At 71.1% G+C, this 22,756-nt stretch carries 23 protein-coding genes and 1 tRNA gene; 10 read left to right on the top strand and 14 right to left on the bottom strand.

Annotated elements, in window-relative coordinates; translation table 11 throughout:
- From DLJ59_RS26830 to DLJ59_RS26820, 3 genes are all read left to right on the top strand, one after another.
- On the top strand, positions 1-1,243 hold a 1,243-nt coding region (locus DLJ59_RS26830), incomplete at its 5' end, for a class E sortase (RefSeq protein ID WP_244236254.1).
- Positions 1,244-1,247: 4 nt separating this feature from the next.
- Positions 1,248-1,526: a hypothetical protein gene (locus DLJ59_RS26825; protein WP_124775718.1), complete on the top strand. Its 279-nt coding sequence runs from the start codon at positions 1,248-1,250 to the stop codon at positions 1,524-1,526.
- A 2-nt stretch (positions 1,527-1,528) separates the two neighbouring features.
- Complete coding sequence (locus tag DLJ59_RS26820) at positions 1,529-2,179, top strand: aminodeoxychorismate/anthranilate synthase component II (protein ID WP_124775716.1); 651 nt, start codon at positions 1,529-1,531, stop codon at positions 2,177-2,179.
- A 40-nt stretch (positions 2,180-2,219) separates the two neighbouring features.
- Here DLJ59_RS26820 and DLJ59_RS26815 read toward each other — a convergent pair whose 3' ends face one another.
- Genes DLJ59_RS26815 through DLJ59_RS26780 form a run of 8 tightly spaced genes read right to left on the bottom strand, consistent with a single transcriptional unit; the run spans position 2,220 to position 11,950 of the window.
- On the bottom strand, positions 2,220-2,915 hold the full coding sequence (locus DLJ59_RS26815; protein WP_244236253.1) for a SanA/YdcF family protein: 696 nt from the start codon (positions 2,913-2,915) through the stop codon (positions 2,220-2,222).
- 19 nt (positions 2,916-2,934) lie between these two features.
- On the bottom strand, positions 2,935-4,752 hold the full coding sequence (gene pknB / locus DLJ59_RS26810) for a Stk1 family PASTA domain-containing Ser/Thr kinase (RefSeq protein ID WP_124775712.1): 1,818 nt from the start codon (positions 4,750-4,752) through the stop codon (positions 2,935-2,937).
- Entirely contained in the window at positions 4,749-6,158 is a 1,410-nt protein-coding gene (locus DLJ59_RS26805; protein ID WP_124775710.1) for a serine/threonine-protein kinase, read from the bottom strand. Before DLJ59_RS26805 ends, pknB begins: the two co-directional genes overlap by 4 nt.
- Position 6,159: 1 nt before the next feature.
- Positions 6,160-7,665 (bottom strand): peptidoglycan D,D-transpeptidase FtsI family protein, encoded by a 1,506-nt coding sequence (locus DLJ59_RS26800; protein WP_124775708.1) that lies wholly within the window; start codon positions 7,663-7,665, stop codon positions 6,160-6,162.
- Complete coding sequence (locus DLJ59_RS26795) at positions 7,662-9,155, bottom strand: FtsW/RodA/SpoVE family cell cycle protein (RefSeq protein ID WP_124775706.1); 1,494 nt, start codon at positions 9,153-9,155, stop codon at positions 7,662-7,664. The genes DLJ59_RS26800 and DLJ59_RS26795 overlap by 4 nt, the downstream gene beginning before the upstream one ends.
- A 30-nt stretch (positions 9,156-9,185) precedes the next feature.
- A complete protein-coding gene (locus tag DLJ59_RS26790; RefSeq protein ID WP_124775704.1) occupies positions 9,186-10,673 on the bottom strand; it encodes a PP2C family protein-serine/threonine phosphatase in 1,488 nt (495 codons plus the stop codon).
- Positions 10,670-11,155 (bottom strand): FHA domain-containing protein FhaB/FipA, encoded by a 486-nt coding sequence (locus tag DLJ59_RS26785; RefSeq protein ID WP_124775702.1) that lies wholly within the window; start codon positions 11,153-11,155, stop codon positions 10,670-10,672. The genes DLJ59_RS26790 and DLJ59_RS26785 overlap by 4 nt, the downstream gene beginning before the upstream one ends.
- A gap of 6 nt (positions 11,156-11,161) precedes the next feature.
- Entirely contained in the window at positions 11,162-11,950 is a 789-nt protein-coding gene (locus tag DLJ59_RS26780) for an FhaA domain-containing protein (RefSeq protein ID WP_007454122.1), read from the bottom strand.
- A 207-nt stretch (positions 11,951-12,157) separates the two neighbouring features.
- On the opposite strand from DLJ59_RS26780, the gene DLJ59_RS26775 reads away from it, so the two are divergent.
- The 3 genes from DLJ59_RS26775 to DLJ59_RS26765 all read left to right on the top strand — a co-directional run bounded on the left by DLJ59_RS26775 (position 12,158) and on the right by DLJ59_RS26765 (position 14,227).
- Positions 12,158-12,240, top strand: a tRNA-Leu gene (locus tag DLJ59_RS26775).
- A 68-nt stretch (positions 12,241-12,308) separates the two neighbouring features.
- Positions 12,309-13,424, top strand: a complete 1,116-nt coding sequence (locus DLJ59_RS26770; protein WP_208648846.1) for an NAD-dependent epimerase/dehydratase family protein — start codon at positions 12,309-12,311, stop codon at positions 13,422-13,424.
- A complete protein-coding gene (locus tag DLJ59_RS26765; protein WP_124775698.1) occupies positions 13,421-14,227 on the top strand; it encodes a WecB/TagA/CpsF family glycosyltransferase in 807 nt (268 codons plus the stop codon). Before DLJ59_RS26770 ends, DLJ59_RS26765 begins: the two co-directional genes overlap by 4 nt.
- Before the next feature lie 63 nt (positions 14,228-14,290).
- Here DLJ59_RS26765 and DLJ59_RS26760 read toward each other — a convergent pair whose 3' ends face one another.
- Positions 14,291-15,847, bottom strand: a complete 1,557-nt coding sequence (locus DLJ59_RS26760) for a S8 family peptidase (protein WP_124775696.1) — start codon at positions 15,845-15,847, stop codon at positions 14,291-14,293.
- Positions 15,848-16,064: 217 nt separating this feature from the next.
- Between DLJ59_RS26760 and DLJ59_RS26755 the strand changes: the two genes are divergently transcribed.
- Entirely contained in the window at positions 16,065-16,664 is a 600-nt protein-coding gene (locus tag DLJ59_RS26755; RefSeq protein ID WP_124775694.1) for a hypothetical protein, read from the top strand.
- Here DLJ59_RS26755 and DLJ59_RS26750 read toward each other — a convergent pair.
- The 3 genes from DLJ59_RS26750 to DLJ59_RS26740 form a co-directional block, all read right to left on the bottom strand.
- The gene (locus tag DLJ59_RS26750; RefSeq protein ID WP_124775692.1) at positions 16,632-17,030 is read right to left on the bottom strand and encodes a hypothetical protein; all 399 of its coding nucleotides are present in this window, start codon (positions 17,028-17,030) and stop codon (positions 16,632-16,634) included. The two genes, DLJ59_RS26755 and DLJ59_RS26750, sit on opposite strands and share 33 nt — an antisense overlap.
- Before the next feature lie 213 nt (positions 17,031-17,243).
- Entirely contained in the window at positions 17,244-17,465 is a 222-nt protein-coding gene (locus DLJ59_RS26745) for a DUF397 domain-containing protein (RefSeq protein ID WP_124775690.1), read from the bottom strand.
- Positions 17,435-18,316, bottom strand: a complete 882-nt coding sequence (locus DLJ59_RS26740) for a helix-turn-helix domain-containing protein (RefSeq protein WP_030331961.1) — start codon at positions 18,314-18,316, stop codon at positions 17,435-17,437. The genes DLJ59_RS26745 and DLJ59_RS26740 overlap by 31 nt, the downstream gene beginning before the upstream one ends.
- 626 nt (positions 18,317-18,942) lie before the next feature.
- On the opposite strand from DLJ59_RS26740, the gene DLJ59_RS26735 reads away from it, so the two are divergent.
- Together DLJ59_RS26735 and DLJ59_RS26730 are read left to right on the top strand one after the other, a co-directional pair.
- Positions 18,943-19,227, top strand: a complete 285-nt coding sequence (locus DLJ59_RS26735) for a hypothetical protein (RefSeq protein WP_124775688.1) — start codon at positions 18,943-18,945, stop codon at positions 19,225-19,227.
- Positions 19,228-19,326: 99 nt separating this feature from the next.
- The gene (locus DLJ59_RS26730; protein ID WP_124775686.1) at positions 19,327-19,788 is read left to right on the top strand and encodes a hypothetical protein; all 462 of its coding nucleotides are present in this window, start codon (positions 19,327-19,329) and stop codon (positions 19,786-19,788) included.
- 7 nt (positions 19,789-19,795) lie between these two features.
- Here the strand turns inward: DLJ59_RS26730 and DLJ59_RS26725 are convergent, their stop codons facing one another.
- Both DLJ59_RS26725 and DLJ59_RS26720 read right to left on the bottom strand, forming a co-directional pair.
- The gene (locus tag DLJ59_RS26725; protein WP_124775684.1) at positions 19,796-20,485 is read right to left on the bottom strand and encodes a PASTA domain-containing protein; all 690 of its coding nucleotides are present in this window, start codon (positions 20,483-20,485) and stop codon (positions 19,796-19,798) included.
- A 157-nt stretch (positions 20,486-20,642) separates the two neighbouring features.
- Positions 20,643-21,329, bottom strand: a complete 687-nt coding sequence (locus tag DLJ59_RS26720; RefSeq protein ID WP_124775682.1) for a PASTA domain-containing protein — start codon at positions 21,327-21,329, stop codon at positions 20,643-20,645.
- Positions 21,330-21,450: 121 nt separating this feature from the next.
- Here DLJ59_RS26720 and DLJ59_RS26715 point away from each other — a divergent pair.
- Positions 21,451-22,756 (top strand): hypothetical protein (locus DLJ59_RS26715; protein ID WP_158630913.1); only part of this gene is annotated, 1,306 nt, incomplete at its 3' end.

Below are 22,756 nucleotides of genomic sequence, written 5' to 3'. Positions count from 1 at the left end.
GACCCGGCCGACGACCTCCGGCCCGCCGAGCCGGCCGGCCTCCTCCGGTCCCTCGACCCCTCCGCTGGCCGACTCGCCGACCGCGCCGATTCCGCAGGTCACCGCCCGGCCCGCACGACCCGCCGGCCCTCCGGCCGCCCCGGTCTCGCCGGTCTCACCGGCCAGCCCGGTCCCACCGGCCATCCCCGTCTCACCGGCCGCCCCCAACCGTGCGGCAGCGGCCGGGCCGGAGGGCTTCGCGCCGTCGACCGGGCCGGAGGGCTTCGCGCCGTCGACCGGGCCGCGCCGGGTCCCGCCGAGCGCTGGCGGTGACCGGGGCGCGGATCCGGCCGCCACCGCGCTGATCCCGGCCGTGCCCGCCACGCCCGCCACCAGGCCGCCGACCATGGACATGACCGCGCTGATGGGTGCCGTCCCCCGCACAGCGGTCCCCGCCGAGCCGACCGACGGCACCTCCGCCGACCCTCCCCAGCCCCGACGCGGCGAGCGGGTGATCCTACTCCGGCCGCATCAGACCGGTGAGGGCTACAAGAGCGTCTACTCCGAACTCACCCGCCCGTCATTCGGCTCTCGGCTGCGCAGCGGCGTCCGCGTCACCGGCGAGGTCCTGATCACCTTCGGCTTGGTGGTGCTGCTCTTCGCCGGCTACGAGGTCTGGGGCAAGTCGGCCATCGTCGACGCCCACCAGAACGACCTCAACAACGAGTTGGCTCAGGCGTGGGGCCCGACCGACGACCCCACTGTCGCCCCGTCGGCGGCCGGCCCAAGCGTCAAACCGTCGCCGCCGGTACGCGGCAAGCCGCTCGCGGGTCTCTACATTCCCAAGCTGGACAAGAACTGGGTAGTGGTCGAAGGCGTCACCCAGGCCGACATCCGCTACGCCCCGGGCCACTACCCGGCCAGCGCGCTCCCCGGCCAGGTGGGCAACTTCTCCGTCGCCGGCCACCGCAACCGGGCCACCTTCTGGCGGTTGGACGAGCTCAACGACGGCGACGCGATAGTGGTCGAGAGCAAGACCGACTGGTACGTCTACCGGGTGTCGCAGACGCGGATCGTCAGGCCGACCCAGGTGGAAGTGGTGGCGCCGGTGCCCGGCGAGCCGAACAAGAAGGCGACCAAGCGGATGCTCACCCTCACCACGTGCAACCCGAAGTTCGACAACTACCAGCGCCTGATCATCCACGCCGAACTGGACCGCACCCAACCCAAATCGGCGGGCCGCCCGGCGGAGCTGGGAGGCTGACCCGATGTACGCGTTCATCTGGCGCAAGCTGCCGTTCGGCCTGGTCGGAAAGCTGACCGGCTCGGTGCTGCTGGTGGCCGCCACGGTCGCGCTGCTCTGGTATGTCGCCTTCCCGTGGGCCGAGCCCCTGCTGCCCTTCGACGACGTGCAGGTCGAGTCCGGCGTACCCGCCGAGACCGGCGGCGACAACCCGGTGACCGGGGACAACCCGGCCGGCGACGAGCACGAGCTGCCGTACGACACCGACCAGAACAACCCAGCGCCTCCCTCCCCGAGTAGGTGACCATGCGCGTCCTGGTGATCGACAACTACGACTCGTTCGTCTTCAACCTGGTGCAATATCTGGGCCAGCTCGGCGTCGACTGCGAGGTCCGCCGCAACGACGAGATCGACGTCGCCGAGGTGGGCAGAGTGGGCGCCGCCGGCATCCTGCTCTCACCCGGGCCGGGCAGCCCCGACCGGGCCGGCATCTGCCTGGACGTCATCCGGAAGTACGCGGGCGAGCTGCCGATCTTCGGTGTCTGCCTCGGCCACCAGGCGATCGGCGAGGCGTTCGGGGCGACCGTCACCCGCGCCCCCGAGCTGCTGCACGGCAAGACCTCCGAGGTGCGGCACCACTCGGTCGGCGTCCTCGCCGGCCTGCCCGACCCGTTCACCGCCACCCGGTACCACTCCCTCGCCGTGCTGCCCGAGACGCTCCCCGACGAGCTGGAGGTCACCGGCTGGACCGGTTCCGGCGTGGTGATGGCGATGCGGCACCGGACACTGCCCATCGAGGGCGTCCAGTTCCACCCGGAGTCGGTGCTCACCGAGGGCGGTCACCTGATGCTGGCCAACTGGCTGGCCAGTTGCGGCCACCAGGAGGCGTTGGAGCGCGCACCCGCGCTGGCCGCCGAGGTCGACGCCCGCCGCCTCGCGGCCTTCGCCACCGCCTGAATCCCCACCACTCGGTGGCCAGGCCGCTGAACCGGGCGGATCAGCCCCGCAGCGCGTTCTGGATCGCCGGATCCGCCGGCGAACGCACCGCGGGCGGTCGGCCCCGGCCCGCGTCCCACGCGGCCTTGCCGCTGGCGAAGTAGTCCCGGATCGACTTCTCGGCGAGCAGTGCGGCACCGCAGCCGTCGCAGCGGGCGGTCACCCCGTCGACGTCGAGGCCGAGATGGCGGCACAGCGTCACCGCCCGGGACAGGTGGTACGACTGGGTGACGATCAGGGCCCGTTCGACGCCGTACACCTCGCGTGCTCTCGCGCAGCTGTCGTAGGTGTCCAGGCCGAACGGGTCGGCCACCACCCGCCGCCTGTCGACACCGCGCTCGGCGAGGTACGTCGTCATCACCGCCGGCTCGTCGCCCGACGCGCCACCGCCGTCGCCGGACACGAGGACGACAGTGGCGCGCCCGCCGGCCACCAACTCGGCGGCGGTGTCCAGGCGGCCGGCGAGACGGTCACCGGGCCGCTGCCGATCGTCGGCCACCTCGGTACCAAGGACGATCACCACGTCGGCGCTCGGCGCGTCGGCGGCGGCGTAGACGTGGCCGCGCGCGGAGAGCGTCGTCCACAGCCACGGGGTACTCGCGAGCACCAGCAGGACGAGCCCGGAACCGGCCAGCCGGCGGACGCGTCGCGGCCACCGCCGCGTCGGCGCGACCGCTGACGACTCTGCCTCGGTCACGCCGATGCCCGCGGGTGGCCTAATCCTCGGACCGGGTCGGCGGAGGTAGGAACGGCAGACCGATACCGCCCCCATTGCCCGGAGTGGTCGGCGTGGTCGTCGGCGTCGCCGTCGGCGTGATCGTCGGCGTCGTGGGGGTCTCCGGCTCCGGCTGACTCACCTTGATGGTCACCTTCGTGCCGGTCGGCTTCTTCTCCTTGCCGTTCGGGCTCTGGTCGGTGACCTTCCCCGCCTCGGCGGCGGGCACCTCCGGCCCGTCCTGCACGACGACAACGAAGCCGCGGTCCTTGAGGAACCGGGTGGCATCGTCCTGGCTCAGCCCGACCACGTCCGGCACGTCGCGAACCTTGCCGTTGGAGACCGTGAGCTTGATCTTCGTGCCTTCGGGGACGCTCTCACCCGAAGGCGGGTTGACGTCGAGAACCTCGTCCTCGCTCGCCTCGTCGTCCACCGTCTTGACTTCGTACTTGAGATTCGCCTCGGTGAGCCGGGCGATGGCGCTCTCCCGCTTGCTGCCCTTGAGCCCGGCCGGAACGCGCACGTCGGGGACGCCGCCACAGACCTGAATGGTGACCGTCTCGTTCTGCTTCAGCGGAGTGGTGGGCAGCGGATCCTGCTTGACGACGTTGCCCTTCGTGCAGTCGCTCGCCAACACCGGCTCACCCACCTTCGGTGTGAGCCCGGCCTTCTGAATCTCGACGATCGCCACGTCCCGCGCCTTGCCGGTGAGGGTGGGCACCGACTTCAGGTCCTTGCCCTGATTCATGTTCCACAGCAGGGCAGCGACCAGGGCGATCACTGCCAGCACGCCGACCGCGCTGAACGTCGCGATCAGCCAGGAGGACGCCTTGCGCTGACGCGGGTCGCCGACCCGGGCGGGGATCTGCCCGGTCTGCGGCCCACGGCCCGAAGCCGGATAGCCGCCCCCACCGCCGGCCGGGGCCATCGCCATCGTCTCCGCTTCGCGCAGCACCGGAGTGGCCAGCACGGGGCGGCCGGCGGCAGCGCGGAGCAGGTCGGCGCGCATCTCGCCGGCGCTCTGGTAGCGGTTGAGCGGGTTCTTCGACAACGCCTTGAGCACGATCGCGTCGACGGCCGGGGTGACGTCCGGGTTGATGTCGCTCGGCGTCGGCGGCGTCTCCCGTACGTGCTGGTACGCGACGCTGACCGGGCTGTCCCCGACGAACGGCGGATGGCCGCAGACCAGCTCGAACAGCACACAGCCGGCCGCGTACACGTCGGAGCGCGCGTCGACGGCCTCGCCGCGCGCCTGCTCCGGGGAAAGATACTGTGCCGTGCCGATCACCGCGCTGGTCTGCGTCATGGTGGTCGCGCCGCTGGCCAACGCCCGGGCGATGCCGAAGTCCATCACCTTGACCTGACCGGTCTGGGTGAGCATCACGTTGCCGGGCTTGATGTCCCGGTGGATGATGCCGTGCCGGTGACTGAACTCCAGTGCCGCGCACATGTCGGCGCAGATCTCCAGCGCCCGGCGCGGCTGCAGCCGACCCTCGGCGCCGAGGACCTCCTTCAAGGTCCGCCCGTTGACGAACTCCATGACGATGAACGGCAGCGTCTCGCCGGTCGGGGCGGTCTCCTCGCCGGTGTCGTAGACCGCCACGATCGCCGGGTGGTTGAGCGAGGCGGCGTTCTGCGCCTCTCGACGGAACCGCATCTGGAACGTCGCGTCCCGGGCGAGGTCGGTGCGGAGCATCTTGATCGCAACGTCCCGACCGAGTCGGAGGTCGCGACCGCGGTGCACCTCGGCCATGCCGCCATAGCCGAGCAGCTCGCCGACCTGATACCTGCCACCGAGCAGGCGGGCCTGCGCTGTCATCGCGTCTGTCGTCCTTCGCTCGTCGTCGTCCCGCCGTTGCCCGGCTGGAGTCGTACCTCCCGACGGTACGACGTCCGGGTCGGATCGTCGCGTCCGTCGAGTCGTAGCGCGCCGGACACCACCGTGCGCGGCGCCAGCCCGGCGGACGCACCGGACTGCGACTGCTTCCGTAGGTTGTAGGAAATCACGCCGGAGCAGAGCAGGACCAGCACGGCCAGCAGGATGGCGAGAAGCACCATCCCGGGCCGGGACCGCTGCGGCTGGGCTGACGGCATCGCCGGGCCGGCCTGTCGGACGTACGCCGGTGGGTGTTCCTGCCGGGGTGGCCCGGCGGGCACGGCTGCCGCACCGCGCGGGTAGCCGTTCGGTGCGCCCTGCGGCCGGGCCGGCTGAACGGCCGGCGCGACGGCGGTGGGGCGTGGCTGCTGGGCGGGCGCGACAGTGGTCGGCCTGGGCCCGCCGACCGGCGGGCGGGCCGTCGGTGGACGCATCTGGTGCGCCTGCGGCACCTGAGCCCGGCCGGGCGCGGCGGGTGAGGCGGGCGCCGCGGAGACCGGCCCGGGGTTGCCACCGGAGCGGGCCTGCTGCGACAGCGCGGCCTTGAGCTGACGGGCGACCCCGGCGAGGGCGGCGGCGCTCGGCCAGCGTGCGGCCGGGTCCTTGGCCAACGCCCGTTCCACCAGGGCGCGCACCTGCGGAGGGATGTCGGCCGGCAGCGGCCGGGGTGTCTCCCGGACGTGCCGCATCGCGATGTCGAGGGGATTGTCGCCCTCGAACGGCCGCCGACCGGCCAGGCACTGGTAGGCGACCACACCGAGGGCGTAAACGTCGGACGCCGGGCTGGCCACGCCGCCGGTGGCCTGCTCCGGCGAGATGTACGAGGCGGTGCCGAGCACCGAACCGGCGGCGGTGAGCTGGCCGACCAGGTCGGAACGGGCGATGCCGAAGTCGGTCAGCACCAGGGTGCCGTTCGGTCGGACCAGCAGGTTGCCCGGCTTCACGTCGCGGTGCACGATGCCCTTCTCGTGCGCGGCGTGCAGCGCGTCGGCGGCCTGCGCGACGAGGGCCATCGTCCGGGCCGGGGTGAGCCGTCCGACCCGGCTCAGCGTGGACGACAGGGCGTCACCCTCGACGTACTCCATGACCAGGAAGGCGATCTGCTGGTCGTTGCCGAAGTCGTAGACGTCCACCACACCGGGGTGGTTGATGGTGGCCATGGTGCGGGCCTCGCCGCGGAACCGCTCGCCGAAGTCCGGGTCGTCGAGCAGGGCGGGTAGCAGGCTCTTGACCGCGACCGTCCGGCCGAGCACCTGGTCGGTGCCGCGCCAGACATCGCCCATGCCGCCGCTGGCGATCCGCTCGTCGAGACGGTAGCGGTTGCCGAGCTGGACGCCGGGGCTGAGCATGTCAGCGACCCCCGGGGTCGGTGATGGCGGCTCGCATGATCTGGCCGGCGATCCGGGCCGCCTCGGCGCTGCCACCGGGGCCGGCCTGCTCCAGCTCCACGCAGACCGCGGAGACCGCCGTGCCGTTCTTGTCCAGTGCGAAGCCGATGAACCAGCCGTGGTCGGGCCGATCCGGGGCGGACTGCGCGGTGCCCGTCTTGCCGCCGACCGTGTAGCCGTTGATCGCGGCCGTCCGCCCGGTGCCCTTCTGAACCACGCTGACCATCATGTCGCGCAGGTCACCGGCGACCCGCGCGTCGACCGGCTGGCGAAGCTCCCGGGGCTTGGCGGTGTAGTAGCTGGTGGTCCGGTCCGGGGCGAGCCACTGCCGGACCAGGTACGGCCGCATCTGGCTGCCGCTGTTGGCGACCGCACCGGCGATCAGGGCGCCTTCGAGCGGGGTCATCCGGACGTTGTTCTGGCCGATGGAGGACTGCGCCAGAGCGGCCGGGTCGGTGCTTCCGTCCGGGTTCTGCATGTCCCCGGTCCGGCTGGCCGCCGTGCGCAGCCCGCCCTCGCCGAGGTGGCCGACCGTCAGGTCTTCCTGCTCGAAGCCGAACTGGCGGGCCTTCTCCTTGAGAGCCTCGGCGCCGAGCCGCACGCCGAGCTGAGCGAAGCCGGTGTTGCACGAATCGGTGACCGCCACCATCAGGGTGACCTTCGCCTGGGGGCAGATCGAGCCGGCGGCGTTCTTGATCGGGGTGCCCGAGGTGGGCGGGGTCCAGCTGGAACCGGCCGGGATCTCGGTGGTCTTGGTGACACCGTTCTCCAACGCAGCCGCGGCGACCACGATCTTGAAGGTGGAGCCCGGCGGCAGCGTCTCGGAGAGCGCCCGGTTCTTCAACGGTTCGTCCGGGTCCTTCTCCAGCTTGTTGAACTCCGCCGCCGCCACATTGCCGTCGTGGCTGGCCAACGGGTTCGGGTCGAAGCTCGGCATCGAGACCAGCGCCTGGATGGCGCCGGTACGCGGGTCGATGGCGATCGCCGCGCCCTTCTTCGCCCCCACCTCGTTGTTGCGCATCTGGTCGTACGCCACGTCCTGCGCCCGCTTCGAGAGCGTGAGCAGCACGTTGCCGCCACCGGTGTCGTCGCCGGTGAACATGTCCTTCACCCGGTCGCCGATCAGCTGGTCGCTGGTGCCGGCCAGGAAGTCGTTCTCCACCTTCTCGATGCCCTGGTCGGTCAGGTTGACCGTCTTGTAGCCGAGCACGTGGGCGTACTTGGGGCCACCCGGGTAGCTGCGCTGGAACTTCAGCGTGCCAGCGGTCTCCTTGCTGGTGGCCAGGGCGGTGCCGCCGGCCTCGATGTTGCCCCGCTTGATCTTGTACTCGGCGACCTTGACCCGGCCGTTGTAGTCACTGTTTCGGTACTCGTCGTCCTTGTAGGCCTGGATCCAGTTGAGGTTGGCGAAGAGCAGACCGAACAGGACCATGACGACGACGCCGACGCGGCGCAGCGGTGCGTTCACGGCTTGATCACCTCCGTGGGAGCACCGTGCAGTTGCTCGGGTGGGCCACCGCTGGGACGGGCCGCCTTGCCGCCGCCTCCTCCGGTCACCGGCCGGCGGGCACCGTCGGAGACCCGCAGCAACACCGCGATGAGCAACCAGTTGGCCATCAGCGACGAGCCACCGGCAGACAGGAACGGGGTGGTCTGACCGGTCAGCGGGATGAGCTTGCTGATCCCGCCCACGATCACGAAGACCTGGAGGCCGAGGGTGAACGCCAGACCGCCGGCGAGCAGCTTGCCGAACGAGTCGCGCACCGCGATCGCGGCGCGCAGCCCGCGCTCCACGATCAGCAGGTAGACCACCAGCAGCGCGGAGAGGCCGAAGAGGCCGATCTCCTCACCGATGCCGGCGAAGATGAAGTCGTTCTGCACCTCAGGCAGGATCTCCGGCTGGCCACCGCCCGGCCCGGCGCCGAAGAGCCCGCCCGTGCCCAGGGCGAGCAGGCCCTGCACGAGTTGGTAGCCCTTGTCGGTCGGGTCGGCGAACGGGTCCAGCCAGATCTCCGCCCGCAGGTAGAAGTTGGCGAACGGCCCACCGACCGTGGAGCCGAGAACGTAGGCGAGGTACGCGCCGCCGAAGAAGAGGACCAGGCCGATCAGCAGCCAGCTGACCCGTTCGGTGGCGATGTAGAGGGTCACCACGAACATGCCGAAGTAGAGCAGCGAGGTGCCCAGGTCCTTCTCGAAGACCAGCACCAGGACGCTGATGAGCCAGACGCCGACCACCGGGCCGAGGTCGCGGCCACGCGGGAAGTCGATGCCGAGGAAACGCCGGCTGGCCAGCGACAGCACCTCGCGCTTGCGGACCAGGTAGTAGGCGAAGAAGACCAGCAGCGCCAACTTGGCGAACTCACCCGGCTGGATGGAGAAACCGCCCACCCGGATCCACAGCTTCGCGCCGTTGATCTCCGAGATGCTGGACGGCAGCACCGCCGGGATCATCACCAGCACGATGCCGGCCAACCCCAGGGTGTACGCGTACCGCGAGATCGACCGGTGGTCACGCATGATGGCGAGCAGACCGGCGGCGAGGATCACCGCACCGAGTGTCCAGGCCAGCTGGCGCCCGCCCTGCCCGGCGAAGACGGCCAGGCTCTCCCGCTCGGCCACCGGGGCATCACCCAGGTCGATCCGGCGCAGGAAGCCCACCCCGAGCCCGTTGAGCAGGGCCACCGCCGGCAGCAGCGCCGGGTCGGCGAACGGGGCGAGGAACCGGATGACCAGGTGCAGGCCGAGGAAGACCGCGCCGAGCGCGGCGGCCGGCATCCAGAAATCCGAGGTGACCGTGTCCAGCAGGCTCGCCTCGACGGTCGCCCCGTACGCGGCCACCAGCACCATCGCGAGCAGCAGTAGAGACAGCTCGGCGTTGCGGCGCGACCGCGCCAGGCGTACGCCGGACTGCTCGCCCGCGGTCGCGGGCGAGGATGCCGGTGTGGCCGCTACGGTCACGGGTGGGGTCCTCAGAATCTCAGCCGACGCTCACTCAGGAGACCGGCAACCGGCCGGGTCGAGCGCCGGCGTGGCCGTGTCGGAGGGCGTGACGTCGGGTGTGGTGGTCGCGCCGGCCCCACCGAGAGCGGTGGTGGCACCGACGGTCGGGCTTGCGCTGACAACCCCGTTGGGGGTCGGCGACGCGTTGGCGCTCGGGCTGCCGTTCGGGGTCAGGGCCGGGGTCGGTGTCGAACCGATCGGCGTCGCCGTGGGCGTGGGGGTGGTGCCGCCGACGACGGTCGGCTCGAGCGGGCAGAGCGGTTTCAGGTTGGGGTTGCTCGGCGTGTCGCTGGTCAGCTCGGCGAGCTGCCGCTCGGCGTCCGGCTCACTCTTGGCCCGGATGCCGACCTTGACGGTGTCCTGCGCGGCGACCGTGAGGTCGTCCAGCCGGGTGCCGCTGCGGCGGTGCACGCTGGACAGGTCCATCCCGGCGATCTGACCCTGGACGCCACGGAAGACGGCGACCTGGCCCTCTTCGGTGGCTCCGACGTAGTACTGCCGCTGGGTGTACGTCCAGCCGCCGAACGCCGCACCGCCGACGATCACCAGCAGGGCCAGCGTCATGGCGGCGGTCCGGACGGGCCGTCGCTTCGGCCGGTCCGCTTCGTCGTCCGAGGCCGCCGGCTCCTCGGGCGCGGCCGGGCGCGGCGCGGAGAGCGCCGAGGCTCGGGCGGCCGGAGTCGAGTTGTCGGCGGAGGTCGCCATGCCCCGGTCCCGGGCGGCGGCGCCACCGACGATCGGGGTCGCCTCGACGATGTCCTGATCCGTGGCGTCGGCGATGATCACCGTGATGTTGTCCGGCCCACCGCCGCGCAGCGCGAGCTGCACCAGCCGCTCGACGCACTGCTGCGGGTCGGCGTACTCCCGCAGGGTTTCGCCGATGGTCTCGGCGCTGACCACACCCGAGAGGCCGTCGCTGCAGATCAGGTACCGGTCGCCGGGCATGACCTGGCGGACCGAGTATTCCGGGTCGATGTCCCGACCGTCGAGGGCGCGGGTGAGCAGTGACCGCTGCGGGTGGCTGCTCGCCTCCTCGGCGCTGATCCGGCCTTCGTCGACGAGCATCTGGACGTACGTGTCGTCCTTGGTGATCTGCGCGAACTCGCCGTTACGCAGCAGATAGGCCCGCGAGTCGCCGATGTGGACCATCCCCAGCTTGCTGCCGGTGAAGAGGGTCGCCGTCAGCGTGGTGCCCATCCCCTCCAGCTGTGGGTTGGCGTCCACCGTGTCGCGGAGTTGTTGGTTGGCGGTGCCCACGGCCGAACGCAACGCATCGACGAGGGCGTCCCCCGGGACGTCCTCGTCGAGCGGCGCCATGGCACCGATGACGATGTTGCTGGCGACGTCACCGGCGGCCATACCGCCCATGCCGTCGGCAACGGCGAGTAGCCGCGGCCCGGCGTAGACGGAGTCTTGATTGCCGTCTCGGATCAGACCGCGGTCGCTGTGGGCCGCATAGCGCAGGGTCAGAGTCATGACCGTAATTCGAGGGAAGTGCGGCCGATCCGGATCGGCACGCCGAGGGGGACGGGGGTTGGTCCGGAGACCTTAGCGCGATCGAGGTACGTGCCGTTAGTCGAGCCGAGATCCTCGACGTACCACTGCCCGTCACGCGGCACGAGCCGGGCGTGTCGCGCGGAGGCGTAGTCGTCGGTGATGACCAGGGTGGAGTCCTCAGCCCGACCAATGGTGATCTGCGCTTCACCGAGAGTGATCCGGGTGCCGGCCAGCTGCCCGGCTGTCACCACCAGCTGGTGCGCCGCCCTGCCCCGCTTCACCTTCGCTGGCTTGGCCGCCTGCCCCGTCGAGGCGCCCACCGCGCGTGGCGCGGCCACCAGGCGACCGGACCGGGCGCCCGCGAAGAGGTCCCGGCGGATCACGCCGACCACCGTGAACACGAAGATCCACAGCAGGATCAGGAACCCGAACCGGGCAACGGTGATGACCAGTTCCGGCAAGGCGGCTCAGCCGTCCACGCGGAAGGTCAGCGTCGTCGTGCCGAGCTGGACCATGTCACCGGGGTTGAGCGCGACGGCGGAGACCCGCTGCCCGTTCACCATGGTGCCGTTGGTCGAACCCAGATCGGTCAGCACGACCTGGCCCCCGTCGAAATCCAGCCGGGCGTGTCGCCGGGAGATGCCGACGTCGGGCAGCCGCAGGTTGGCCTGGTCGCCGCGACCGATCACCGTCGACCCCATCTGGAGGGGGTAGGTGCGACCGTCACCGGAGACCAGCCGCACGTTGCGACCGCCGCCGTGCCCGGGCGGAGGGCCGTAGCCACCGCCCTGGTCGTAGGCCGGGTAGGCGGGCGGGCCGGCGTCGTAGCCGGGCGCCGACACCGGGGCGACCTCGCCGCCGGTGTAGACCTCGGCCGTGACACGGAACATGCCCGTGTCCAGACCCTCGCCTCGCTCGATCTCGACGATCACGTCGCCGTAGACCGTCCACGCCTGCTCGCCGATGAACTCCGCCTGCGACTGGGCCAACTCCTGGGCCAGCGCGGCGGCGTACGGCGCCAGCCGACTGTGGTCGAACGGCGAGAGATCGATCACGTAGCGGTTGGGCACCAACGTGCGCCCACCGGCCAGGATCGCCTTGTGCGCCTCGGCCTCCCGCTGCATGGCGTTGAGGATCTCCACGGGGTGGACCACCCCTTTGAAGACCTTGGCGAAGGCCCCTTCGACCAGGCCTTCCAGACGCTTCTCGAAGCGTTGCAGCACGCTCACCGGCTCCTCCTCGGGTCCCGAGGACATGATGGTATCCGGCCGACGCGCGCGCAGCTCACACGCCGCTCGGCCGGCTGCTCTCGGCCCGTTCGGAAGGGCCAGGACTGTCGTGCTAATCTTTCGTCCGCCACGAACGGTAATCGCTCGTGGCGAGCGCCTGGGACAGCGTAGTATTCCCGAGGCCCGTTGGAGACAGCGGGGCCGGGGCGGCTACAGTGTTCCGGGTTGTGCCACGGGGATGTGGCGGAATGGCAGACGCGCACGGTTCAGGTCCGTGTGCCCGAAAGGGCGTGGGGGTTCAACTCCCCCCATCCCCACCCACCGACGAGGGCTCCGCTTTATGCGGGGCCCTTCCGTCATATCGGGGCGTGCTGGACGTCACGCTATGCTCCGATGGATTCTGCCTCCGATGGACCAGGAGTGGCGTGTGAGTGTCGCGTTGGTGACAGGGTCGGGTGGTCTGATCGGCTCCGAGGCGGTCCGGCATTTCGCCGGCCTCGGTCTGGATGTCGTCGGCATCGACAACGACATGCGCCGGTACTTCTTCGGCGAGGACGGTTCCACCTCCTGGAGCCTTGAACGGCTCAGCCGTGACCTGGGTAACGCGTACACCCACTTCGCGGTGGACATCCGGGACCGGGACGGCCTGGAGCAGGTGTTCAAGAAGTACGGGTCGGACATCGCCGTGGTGATCCACAGCGCCGCGCAGCCCAGCCACGACTGGGCGGCCAAGGAGCCGTACACGGACTTCGACGTGAACGCCGGCGGCACGCTCAACATGCTGGAGAACACCCGCCGGCACGCGATCGACGCGCCGTTCATCCACTGCTCGACCAACAAGGTCTACGGCGACCGGCCCAACAGCCTGCCGCTCATCGAGCTGGAGACCCGGTACGAGCTGCCCGAGGACCACCGCTGGTACCAGGGCATCACCGAAGAGATGTCGATCGACCACTCGCTGCACTCGGTCTTCGGCGCCTCCAAGGTCGCCGCGGACGTCATGGTCCAGGAGTACGGGCGTTACTTCGACATGAAGACCGCCTGCTTCCGGGGCGGCACCTTGACCGGCCCGGCGCACTCCGCGGCCGAACTGCACGGCTTCCTGGCCTATCTGATGCGCTGCGTCATGGAGGGCCGGACGTACAACCTCTTCGGCTACAAGGGCAAGATGGTCCGGGACGCGATCCACTCACACGACGTGCTGACCGCGTTCGAGGCGTTCTTCCGGTCCCCCCGATCCGCTGAGGTCTACAACCTCGGCGGCGGCCGGCACTCCAACACCTCCCACATCGAGGCGTTCCGGATCGCCGAGGAGATCACCGGCCGCGAGGCGCGGATCAAATATGTCGAGCAGAACCGGACCGGCGACCACCAGTGGTACGTCAGCAGCATGGCCCGGTTCGAGGCGCAGTATCCGGACTGGAAGATCACTTACGACGTGCCGATGATCCTGCGGGAGATCTACGAGGCCAACGTGGACAAGTGGGTGGCCCAGCCGTGAGCAGCCGAACCAAGCGCAACGTGCTCGGCGTCCTGGTCGACGCCACCGACTACGCCAAGGCGACCGACGCGGTGGTGACCGCGGCGCACGAGCGGCGTCCCCTCGCGCTGACCGCGCTGGCCGTGCACGGTGTGATGACCGGGGTGCTCGACCCGGCGCACAACGCGCGACTCAACTCCTTCGACGTGGTCACCCCGGACGGGCAGCCGGTGCGGTGGGCGCTCAACCTGCTGCACCACGCGGGGCTCACCGACCGGGTGTACGGGCCGACACTGACCCTGCACGTGCTGTCGCGCTTCGCCGACGAGGGGCTACCGGTCTACCTGTACGGCTCGACCGAGGAGACCCTCGCCCGGTTGATCCCGGCCCTGGAACGGATGTTCCCGGCGCTGAAGATCGCCGGGGTGGAGCCGTCCAAGTTCCGTGTCGTCCAGCCCGGCGAGGACGCCGAGATCGCCGACCGGATCCGGTCCAGCGGTGCCCGGCTGGTCCTGGTCGGGCTGGGCTGCCCGCGCCAGGAGGTCTTCACGTACGCCATGCGGCCGCTGCTCGACATGCCGCTGATGGCGGTCGGCGCGGCCTTCGACTACCACGCCGGGCTGCTGCGCCAGCCTCCGCCGTGGATGCAGCGTGCCGGCCTGGAGTGGTTCTGGCGTCTCGGTCTGGAGCCGAAGCGGCTCTGGCGCCGCTACATCATCCTCAACCCGGCCTACCTGGGTCGGCTGGTCGCGCAGAAGATCGGCGTGTGGAAGGCCCGTCCACCGGCGCCGGCCACCGAACGGCCGGTCACCTTCTCGGTCTGAGTCCTACGTTGCGAGGCCCCACCCGGGCGTGTCCGGGTGGGGCCTCGCGTCGTAGGAGACAGGTCAGACGGTCAGGGTCCAGGTGTTGATGTAGCCGGTGTCGGCCGAGTAGGTGTCGCGCACCTGAAGTCGCCAGATGCCGTCGGCGGCCTCACCGGACACGTTGACCGTGTAGGTCGTGTTCACGTTGTCGGCGCTGTCCGAGCCGCTGCTGTTCTTCAGCCGGTACGAGCTGCCGTCCGGGGCGAGCAGGTCGATGACCAGGTCACCACGGTAGGTGTGCACGATGTTCACCGCCACGGTGGAGGCCGAGGACGCGTTGCGACCACAGCCGGAGATGGTGATCGAGCTGGTCACCGCGGAGCCGGCGTCCGGGATCGACACGTCCGTGCCGTTGGTGCCGGTGCAGCCGGTGGGCGGCGGCGGGGTGCTGCCGGTGCCCACGTAGAGCAGCAGGTTCGGCGAGCCCGAGCCAGGGTTGCCCACCACGTTGGGGGTCGCGTTGGCCACCAGTTGGTTGCGGACCTGAGCCGGGGTCCAGCTCGGGTTGGCGCTGGCCACCAGGGCCGCCGCTCCGACCACGTGTGGTGTGGCCATCGAGGTGCCGCTGATCGTGTTGCTCGCGGTGTTGCTGGTGTACCAGGCCGAGGTGATCGACGAGCCGGGCGCGAAGATGTCCAGGCAGGTGCCGACGTTGGAGAACGACGACCGGGCGTCCGAGCTGGTCGTCGAGCCCACCGTGATGGCTTCCGTAGTACGCGCCGGCGAGGTGTTGCAGGCGTTCGCGCCGTTGTCGTTGCCGGCCGCCAGGCCGTACGTGACGCCCGAGGCGATCGAGTTGCGGACGGCGTTGTCCAGCGAGCTGTTCGCGCCACCGCCGAGGCTCATGTTCGCCACCGCCGGCTTGATGGCGTTCGCGGTGACCCAGTCGACGCCGGCGATCACACCGGCGTTGGTGCCACTGCCGGAGCAGTTCAGCACCCGCACGCCGACGAGTTGGACGGCCTTGGCCACCCCGTACGCGGACCCGCCGACGGTGCCGGCCACGTGCGTGCCGTGCCCGTTGCAGTCGTCGGCCGACCCGCCGTCCACCGCGTCGTAGCCGGAGGTTGCCCGGCCGCCGAAGTCGTTGTGGGAGAACCGGATACCGGTGTCGATGATGTAGGCGTGCACGTTGCTCGCCGTGTTCGGGTAGGTGTAGGAGCTGTCCAACGGCAGGTTGCGCTGGTCGATCCGGTCCAGGCCCCAGGAGGGCGGGTTGGCCTGCGTGCCGGAGATCGAGACGGTGTGGTTCTGCTCGACGTACGCCACCGCCGGGTCGGCGGCGATCCGCGCCGCCGCGCTCGCGCTCACCGTGGCCTCGAAGCCGCGCAGCGCCGCGCCGTAGGTGCGGGCCACCGTGCCGCCGTGGCGGCCGGAGAGCCGCTTCGCGGTGTCGCCGACCCGGTCGCGGGCCACGGCGCTGTCCTTGAGTACGACGATGTAGCTGTCCGGCACGGCGGTGGCTCCGCCGGCGGCCCGAACCACACCGACGGGTTCGGCGGCCAGGGCTGGGGTGCCGACGGCCAGCACGGTCGCCGTGGCCACCCCGATCAGCACGGACCTTCGTGGAAGACCCATCTCCTACCTCCCTCTGACCGGCGGCGGAACGAGACCACCGGCCCCAACATCAATCGACACTTGCCGATTTAGCTGAGGGTAGATCAGCGGTCGGGCAGTTGAACATGTCGAAACGTCCATAACCTTCGAGTGATGACCCCCTACGGGCCCGGCGTCCGGGGCGAACGGGGGACCGGCCCGGATTCGCCCCGCCGCGAATCGGGAAAGACTCTCGAACATGGAGAGTCAGCTCACCATCCTGGTCCCGGTCGCCGCCGTCTGGCTGGCCGCCGGCATCGTTGCCGACGGCCTGCCCCGGCTGCGCAACACCCGCGTGCTGCGCCGGCGTACCGGATGGTTGCTGGTGCTTGCCCTCACCGGCGTGGCGCTCACCGCGGCCGTGCTCGGCGGCGGGCTGTTCAGCACCGGCACCACGCCGGTCGACCGGGCCGCCGCCGGGCTCACCCTGACCGCCGGCCCGGCGCTGGTGGCGTCGGTCTGCTCCGTACGACGGATCCGCCGGCTGCGGGCCGGTGCCGGCGCGTTCGCCAGCGCCCCCGCCACCCCCGCACCGCACGGGCTGCGCGCCGCCGCGGCCCACCCGCTCGTCGGGCTGCCACTACAGGTCACCGCCCTGGCCACGCTGCCGGCGTTGATCGCGGCGGCCGGGACCGATCTCGGCGCCGACCCCGGTGTCACCGGGCCGGCGATCACCGTCGGCGCGCTCGCGGTGGTCGCCATCGGGGTCCGACACGCGCTGCGGCACAACCGCTTCGCCGAGCGGGCTCAGCCGGCCGCCGCACGGTCAGCGCGGACGGCTGGCGCTCTGCACGTATAGCAACTCCAGGATCGACCTGGTCGCCTCGAACCAGCGGTCCAGCCAGTCCTGCGAGGGCACGGTGCCCTTCGGGGGCAACTCCATCAGCAGACCACGAAGCAACGGATGGTCAGCCAGGGACTCGGGCGGCTCCATCGGCCAGCCCGTCGGCGGGAACGACGGCTCGATCAACGGGTTCGAGTCCAGTGAGGGCAGCGAGAGCGGCGAGTCCGTCGCCTCGGAAGCGCCCTCCCGTCCAGTCAACTCCTGGTCGGTCGAGACCACCTCGGTCAGAACCGTGTCCCGACGAGCGCCGCGGTACTTGCCACCGAACCGCTCCGGCTTTCCCGGGCCATTGGTGAGGTTGTCTGAACCGATCGTCGTCATCCGTCTCGCCTACTCGCTCGGTTGCGGGTTGGTGCGGCGGGTCGTCGACCAGCGCCGTACCGACCGGTTCAACGAGATGGGCGCGCTGTGGCGACGGGAATCCCGACGGAACCTCGCCGGCCACCGTCGCGACCCGGCCGTTTGCCGCGCTCGAGGCGGACACGGCGAAGTCCCCGTCCGGCGAACCGGACGGGGACTTCACTGACCACTCGGTCAGGCCACGCCGAACACACCACCACGGGTGCCGGCGACGAACGCGTGCCACTCACCCGGCGCGAAGACCAGGGCGGGGCCCGCCTTGTCCTTCGAGTCCCGCACTCCGACCGCCCCCGTCACGTACGCCACCTCCACGCAGTTGTCACAGTTCGGCCCGCTCTTCGAGCTCTTGAACCATGCTGCCCGCGTCAGGTCCACCGGGAACCCTTTGGTCGCCATTTCCACAACGGCTCCTCTGCCAGTTTTGCGATGTGTGCGACGGACTCCTCCGGACGTATGGCCGCAGCGCGGATGTGATCGAAGATGAAGCTGTACTTCTGTAGTTCGTCGCTCTTCTCGAGGAAAAGCCCACCCGTGGCGTTCTCCGCGTACACAACATCCGGATCACCGGGCTCAGGGAAACTGAGGATCGTGAACGTGCCGTCCATGCCGGCGTGCGCACCCACCTCGAAGGGCAGGATCTGCAGCGTCACGTTCGGCAACTCGGCCACCTCGACCAACCGCCTGAGTTGGCCGCGCATCACCTCGTCCCCGCCCACCGGCCGACTTACCACCGCCTCATCGAGCACCACCCACAGATCGACCGGATCGTCCTGGGTCAATAACGACTGACGGCCCAAACGGACACGCACTCTCTGGTGCACCTGATCGGCGGTGAAGTCCGGCCGAGCGGCACGGATCATGGCCCCGGCGTACTCCTCGGTCTCCAGAAGACCCGGAACGACCTGCTGTTCGTACGCCCGGATCGAGCTCGCGGCCGCCTCCAGCCCGACGTACGCGCCGACGAGCACCGTGCTGTACGGATGCCACCAGCCCTTCTGGCGGGCCTCCCGGGCGATCTGCACGAGCTCGTCGCTCTCGGCCCCGACCACCCCGTAGATCCGCAGCATGTCCCGCACGTCGCGAGGGGTGGCGGTGGTGTGCCCGGTCTCGATCCGGGAGACCTTCGACGCCGAGCACTCCAGCTGTTCGGCGACCACCTCGATGGTGATTCCGGCGGACTCCCGCTGCCGGCGCAGCTCGGCCCCGAGCCGCCGCCGTCTGATGGTGGGGCTGCGCCGCTCACTCATCGCGCAACCCGTGAGTCACTGGTCCCCGCCGCTGGCTGCTCGACCCCACTCGGGCTACCTCCGGTAACGCGCCACTGGGTGACACCCGCCGGGGGCGCGATCGTCGACCGGCGAGCGTTCGCGACGGAGGGGAGTGGTGCCGGTCCTCGGCCGGCCGCGACGGGCGAAACCGGCCCTCAGTGTGCCGCCCGGACGCGGATGGCTTCAATAGGCCTTTCGCGCGACACGCTCACGTATCGGCAAAAGTCGACGTGCAACTTGCATGAAGCACGTCCCTGATGCAGTCTGTCCGTATGGCACGGATCACTCAGCGTCCCCGTTCGGTCCCTCGGAGTGGTGACCCCACCGATCCGGGGATGCCGGGCACGACGCGGGCCCGGCCGACGACAACGAGACCTGCTCCGGGGTAAGGACCCCGCCGCTGCAAGCCGGCAAGCTGCGGCGGCGGGCGCGGTCCCGGAAGCAACCGGGTGGTGGTCGGGTGGCGGCACGTCACCAGCGGGGTACGGCCCGACCACCACCATCCGCACCACCGGTTCACGAGGCACGACCCCGTCACCGGCCGAGACGTCCCCCGTTCAGGCACCGCCGGCCCAACCGCCGGCCGATCCTCCCCAGGAGCCCATGTGCTTCCCCGCACCGGTGACGTACTGCACGTGACTCGCGCGGCGAGTGTCCAGTTCCTCAGGCCGATCAAGTTCCGGGTGATCCGGGTGCTCGACTGGCCGACCTATGACGGCTGGCTCTGGCTCGACGGCTACGAGTTGAACGCCGCGGGTGACGCGGTCACCCGACGGTCAATCTTCGTCCAGCGGGAAGGGCTGCAGCAACTGCAGGCCGCCCCCGAACCCCGTCCGCACACCGTGCGGGCCCGCCGTCCGGTCGCGCGCACCCCGGTCCGGGTGGGCTGACCCAGCAGATCCGCCGCCGGTGGGCGTGCCGTCGCCATAGAATCAGGTACGCCCACCCCGGCACCGTTCCACCCGCTCGTCCAGGACCCTGACCCTGGGATGGTCATGGTCAATCAGCCCGCCCTGCGGCGGCACCACCGCTCCCGTATCGCCTATGCCTTCGGACTCCTCGCCCTCCTCGGGGCGATGGCGACACTCCTGGTTCTCGTCCGCGACCCGGCGATGTCGTCCACCCGGTTGACCACACCGGTGCCCGCACCGGAGATCACCGTGCTCGACTCCGACCCGCCGACGGGCGACGGTCAGTCGGTCTACGAGGACCCCGGCTGGATCGACACCGACGCCCCGGCCGACCACTCCGCCCGACCCGACCCGACCGGGCCGGTATCCGGCCTGGGTGCCGGCGGCCAGTCCGGCGGCCGTCAGGAACTCACCGAAGCAGCTCCAGCCAGGCACGACGCTGCGGACATCCGTCGCTCCCTGTTCTGGTCCGGCATCTTCGGCCTCGCCATCTCACTGGCCGGCATCGGCCTCGTCGGCACCCGCCGCAGGATGTGGTGACCACCGGTCACGACGTGCTCGTCACCGTGGGGCTCGGCGTGGTCGGGGTCGTCCCGGTCGGAGTTTGGGCCTCGGAGACGATCAACAACACCTCATCGTCGGTCGACACCGACGTGCCGGCCGCCGGCTCGGTGCCCACCACCGTGCCCGGTGGCAACTCCGACGGGCGGTAAACCACCCGGTAGGCCAGGCCGAGCCGATCCAACAGCCCTTCGGCGGTTGCCTGCGACAGGCCGGCGAGCGGTGGCACCGGCAGCTCGTCCGGCGCGTCCGTGGTGGGCGGGCTGCTCGGCGACTCGCTGGTGGGCGCCGCCGACGTGGGGGCTGCGCTGGTCGACGGAGCACCCGGGGCACTGGTCGGCGGAAGTGACGGGGTGGACCCCGGATCGTCCCGGTCGTCGTCCTGCGGGGAGCGCGCCAACCAGAGCGCACCCCCGAGCAGGCCGGCGAGCAGCAGCGCCAGGACGCCCCAGAGGATCGGCAACCACCACCGCCGACCACCCTGTTCCTCGACGTACCACTCTCCGGCGGAGTCATCGGGTCGGGGCGAGCGCACCTCGGCCCGCCCGGACCACGGCGGCGGTATCGGCACCGTCTGGTCGGCCGGCGGGCCCGGCTGGTCAGCGGCGGAGGGCAGGGGGCTGGTCCGGTCGTCGTCGTGCTCGCCGACGGGAGGCTCCTGGCGGTCGTCGCTCATCGCACGTCCCTTCCCGAACCCGGACGGGCGTCATGGCCCTCGACCGCCAACCTAGTCGCCCACCGCGCCGGCGGCGGGGATCAGCGTGCCGAGCCGCGCCGATGGCTGGCGCGGCAGTACGGCGGGCACCAGCGGGAAGCGACCCGCCGGCCAGGAATCAGGGCGTGGGTTTCGTGGTCGGCTGCTCGACGGAGCCCGCCCCACACCAGATGCTGACCTGGTCGTTCCACCGGGCCGGGCCGTCCTCGGCGGGCTCCTGCCGGCTGACCTTCCCGTTGCGTTCACTGACGTAGCGCGGGTAGAGGCCCTCGTCGACCAACTCGTCGGCAGCGTCGGCGCAGCTCTTGCCGACCACATCCGGCACCTCGGCGGCCGGTGCCGGCCCGGCGACCTGTAGTTGCACCGTCGTCCCCCGGGCGACCGGGCTGCCCACGGCCGGTTCGGTGCTCTCGACCGTCCGACCAACCCCGCTACCGAAGACCAGCCGCCAGCCCAGCCGGTGCTTGCGCAGCGCATCCCGGGCCTGCTCGAAGTCAACGCCGATCACCGGCGGCACTGTCAAGCCGGCCCCCTTGGTCGGGGTGGCGGAGGTCTGGACCGCCGACGGCGTCGGCCGTGCGCTGCTCGGTCGGGGTGCGGTGGTCCTGCTGGTCGGCGCACCAGACGTGGTCGCTACGGCCAGCGGATCACCGGCGGGTGTGTCGTCCTCGCCGGCAAGCAACCAACCACCGGTCGCGCCGACGGCGGCGAGCAGCACCGCCGCCAACCCACCACCGAGCACGACGCTGACCCGGCCGGCACCGCCACCGGCGGCATTCTGCTGGCCCGTGTTCGTGTCCGTCATAACGCCCACCGCCTCATCACCGGCGACCGTACCGCCCGCCGCCCAATCCGCCGCACCGGCGGTCCACACCGGCGGGTCTTAAGACTCGCCGCGCCGACGACGGGACGTTACGCTGCCCGGCATGGCCAGACAGGGCTGGGGAGTGTCGATCGCGACGGCGATCGGGGTCGCTGCCGGCGCGGGTGCGGCGCAGCTGGGCTTCGGCTACGGGCTCGGCGTCATCACCTGGACGCCCACCGATGCCGGTGCGACCGACACGGCCTGGGCGGACGGCCTCGCCTGGGCGACCTGGCTCGCCGCCAGCTCGACCGTCCTCGGCGCGGTCTGCGCGCAGCGGCTCCACCAACGGACCGCACCGGCGAAAACCGTGATGTCTCCACAGCCCGCGACGGTGCCGAAGCACGAGACCCCAGTCGACGGACGTCCCCCGACCCCCGACACCGCCCCGGTGCAGACGACGGGCACGGCACCGCCGGCGGCCGAGCCGCCGGCCCACGACCGCGGTGGTCTGCTGCGGCGGGTGGCCCTGGCGCTCGGCGCCGGGCTGGGCGGGCTGGTCACGGTGCTGTTGATCGCCGTACCCGCGCGGGTCGCCACCGGCGCGGACACCGGCGCACCACAACGGACGGCCGCCGTACAGGCGACGCTGGGCATCCTGCTCGGCGTCCTCGTCGCGATCTGGGCGCTTCGCTCCCGAGCCACCGCGGTCAACGTGACAGCAACGGCCGCCTGGCTCTGGCTGCTCGCGGTGATCTCGGTGATCGACGGGGTACGCGTCGGACGAGGGCTTACCGGCGCGCAACTCGGTACCTGGCAGTTCGCCCCGGATCACGCCCGGTACTGGATCGCGGGCCAGCTCTACTGGCCCGGTGCGCTGCTGGCACTGGTGCCCGCGCTGCTGATCGGGGTGCTGGCCGCCCGGCGGTCCGCCCGCTCGGGCGGGCACCGCGTGGGTGCGGCGGCCTCCGGCGCGGCCGGCCCGGTGCTCGTCGCGCTCGCCTACCTGACCACCCTGCCGTACTGGTCCACGCTGGGCCCCGCGCAGCTTTCCACCCAGCTGATAGCCCCGTACGCGGTGATCGCCGGCATCGGCGGCTCGGTGCTGGCCGCCCGCTTCGCCGAGCGAGTCGACCGAGTCGACCGAGTCGACCGAAAGCACGCGGCCGAGCCCGGCGTGGTAGCTCGGGACACGGCGGCCGAGCCGGCGCCGGTCGCCGAGACCGAGCCTGAGCCCGATCCGCAGGTCTCCGGCCCGACGACCGGGACCGAGCCCGAGCCGCCGCGCTCCGGCTCGACGACGGGGACCGCCGCGCGGCGCAGGAGGGCCGACGCCCCACCGCAGACGCCCAGCACTGGCTCACTGCCGGGCCAGGCCAGCACCGCACCGCAGGTGCCCGCCCCGCGCACCGACCCGGACCGCACGGATC

Source organism: Micromonospora inaquosa (assembly GCF_003857055.1).
GTDB lineage: Bacteria > Actinomycetota > Actinomycetes > Mycobacteriales > Micromonosporaceae > Micromonospora > Micromonospora inaquosa.
The sequence above is the reverse complement of the archived record's forward strand: the minus strand, read 5'-3'. Positions and strand labels throughout refer to the sequence as shown.

What these genes read in the sequence shown, in the direction of transcription:
- DLJ59_RS26760 (WP_124775696.1), bottom strand. Translation starts at nt 15,847, where the DNA reads ATGGGTCTTCCACGAAGGTCCGTGCTGATCGGGGTGGCCACGGCGACC.
- DLJ59_RS26740 (WP_030331961.1), bottom strand. Translation starts at nt 18,316, where the DNA reads ATGAGTGAGCGGCGCAGCCCCACCATCAGACGGCGGCGGCTCGGGGCC.
- DLJ59_RS26745 (WP_124775690.1), bottom strand. Translation starts at nt 17,465, where the DNA reads ATGGCGACCAAAGGGTTCCCGGTGGACCTGACGCGGGCAGCATGGTTC.
- DLJ59_RS26820 (WP_124775716.1), top strand. Translation starts at nt 1,529, where the DNA reads ATGCGCGTCCTGGTGATCGACAACTACGACTCGTTCGTCTTCAACCTG.
- DLJ59_RS26730 (WP_124775686.1), top strand. Translation starts at nt 19,327, where the DNA reads ATGGTCATGGTCAATCAGCCCGCCCTGCGGCGGCACCACCGCTCCCGT.
- DLJ59_RS26770 (WP_208648846.1), top strand. Translation starts at nt 12,309, where the DNA reads ATGCTCCGATGGATTCTGCCTCCGATGGACCAGGAGTGGCGTGTGAGT.
- DLJ59_RS26780 (WP_007454122.1), bottom strand. Translation starts at nt 11,950, where the DNA reads ATGTCCTCGGGACCCGAGGAGGAGCCGGTGAGCGTGCTGCAACGCTTC.
- DLJ59_RS26755 (WP_124775694.1), top strand. Translation starts at nt 16,065, where the DNA reads ATGGAGAGTCAGCTCACCATCCTGGTCCCGGTCGCCGCCGTCTGGCTG.
- DLJ59_RS26805 (WP_124775710.1), bottom strand. Translation starts at nt 6,158, where the DNA reads ATGCTCAGCCCCGGCGTCCAGCTCGGCAACCGCTACCGTCTCGACGAG.
- DLJ59_RS26825 (WP_124775718.1), top strand. Translation starts at nt 1,248, where the DNA reads ATGTACGCGTTCATCTGGCGCAAGCTGCCGTTCGGCCTGGTCGGAAAG.
- DLJ59_RS26750 (WP_124775692.1), bottom strand. Translation starts at nt 17,030, where the DNA reads ATGACGACGATCGGTTCAGACAACCTCACCAATGGCCCGGGAAAGCCG.
- pknB (WP_124775712.1), bottom strand. Translation starts at nt 4,752, where the DNA reads ATGACAGCGCAGGCCCGCCTGCTCGGTGGCAGGTATCAGGTCGGCGAG.
- DLJ59_RS26725 (WP_124775684.1), bottom strand. Translation starts at nt 20,485, where the DNA reads ATGAGCGACGACCGCCAGGAGCCTCCCGTCGGCGAGCACGACGACGAC.
- DLJ59_RS26790 (WP_124775704.1), bottom strand. Translation starts at nt 10,673, where the DNA reads ATGACTCTGACCCTGCGCTATGCGGCCCACAGCGACCGCGGTCTGATC.
- DLJ59_RS26720 (WP_124775682.1), bottom strand. Translation starts at nt 21,329, where the DNA reads ATGACGGACACGAACACGGGCCAGCAGAATGCCGCCGGTGGCGGTGCC.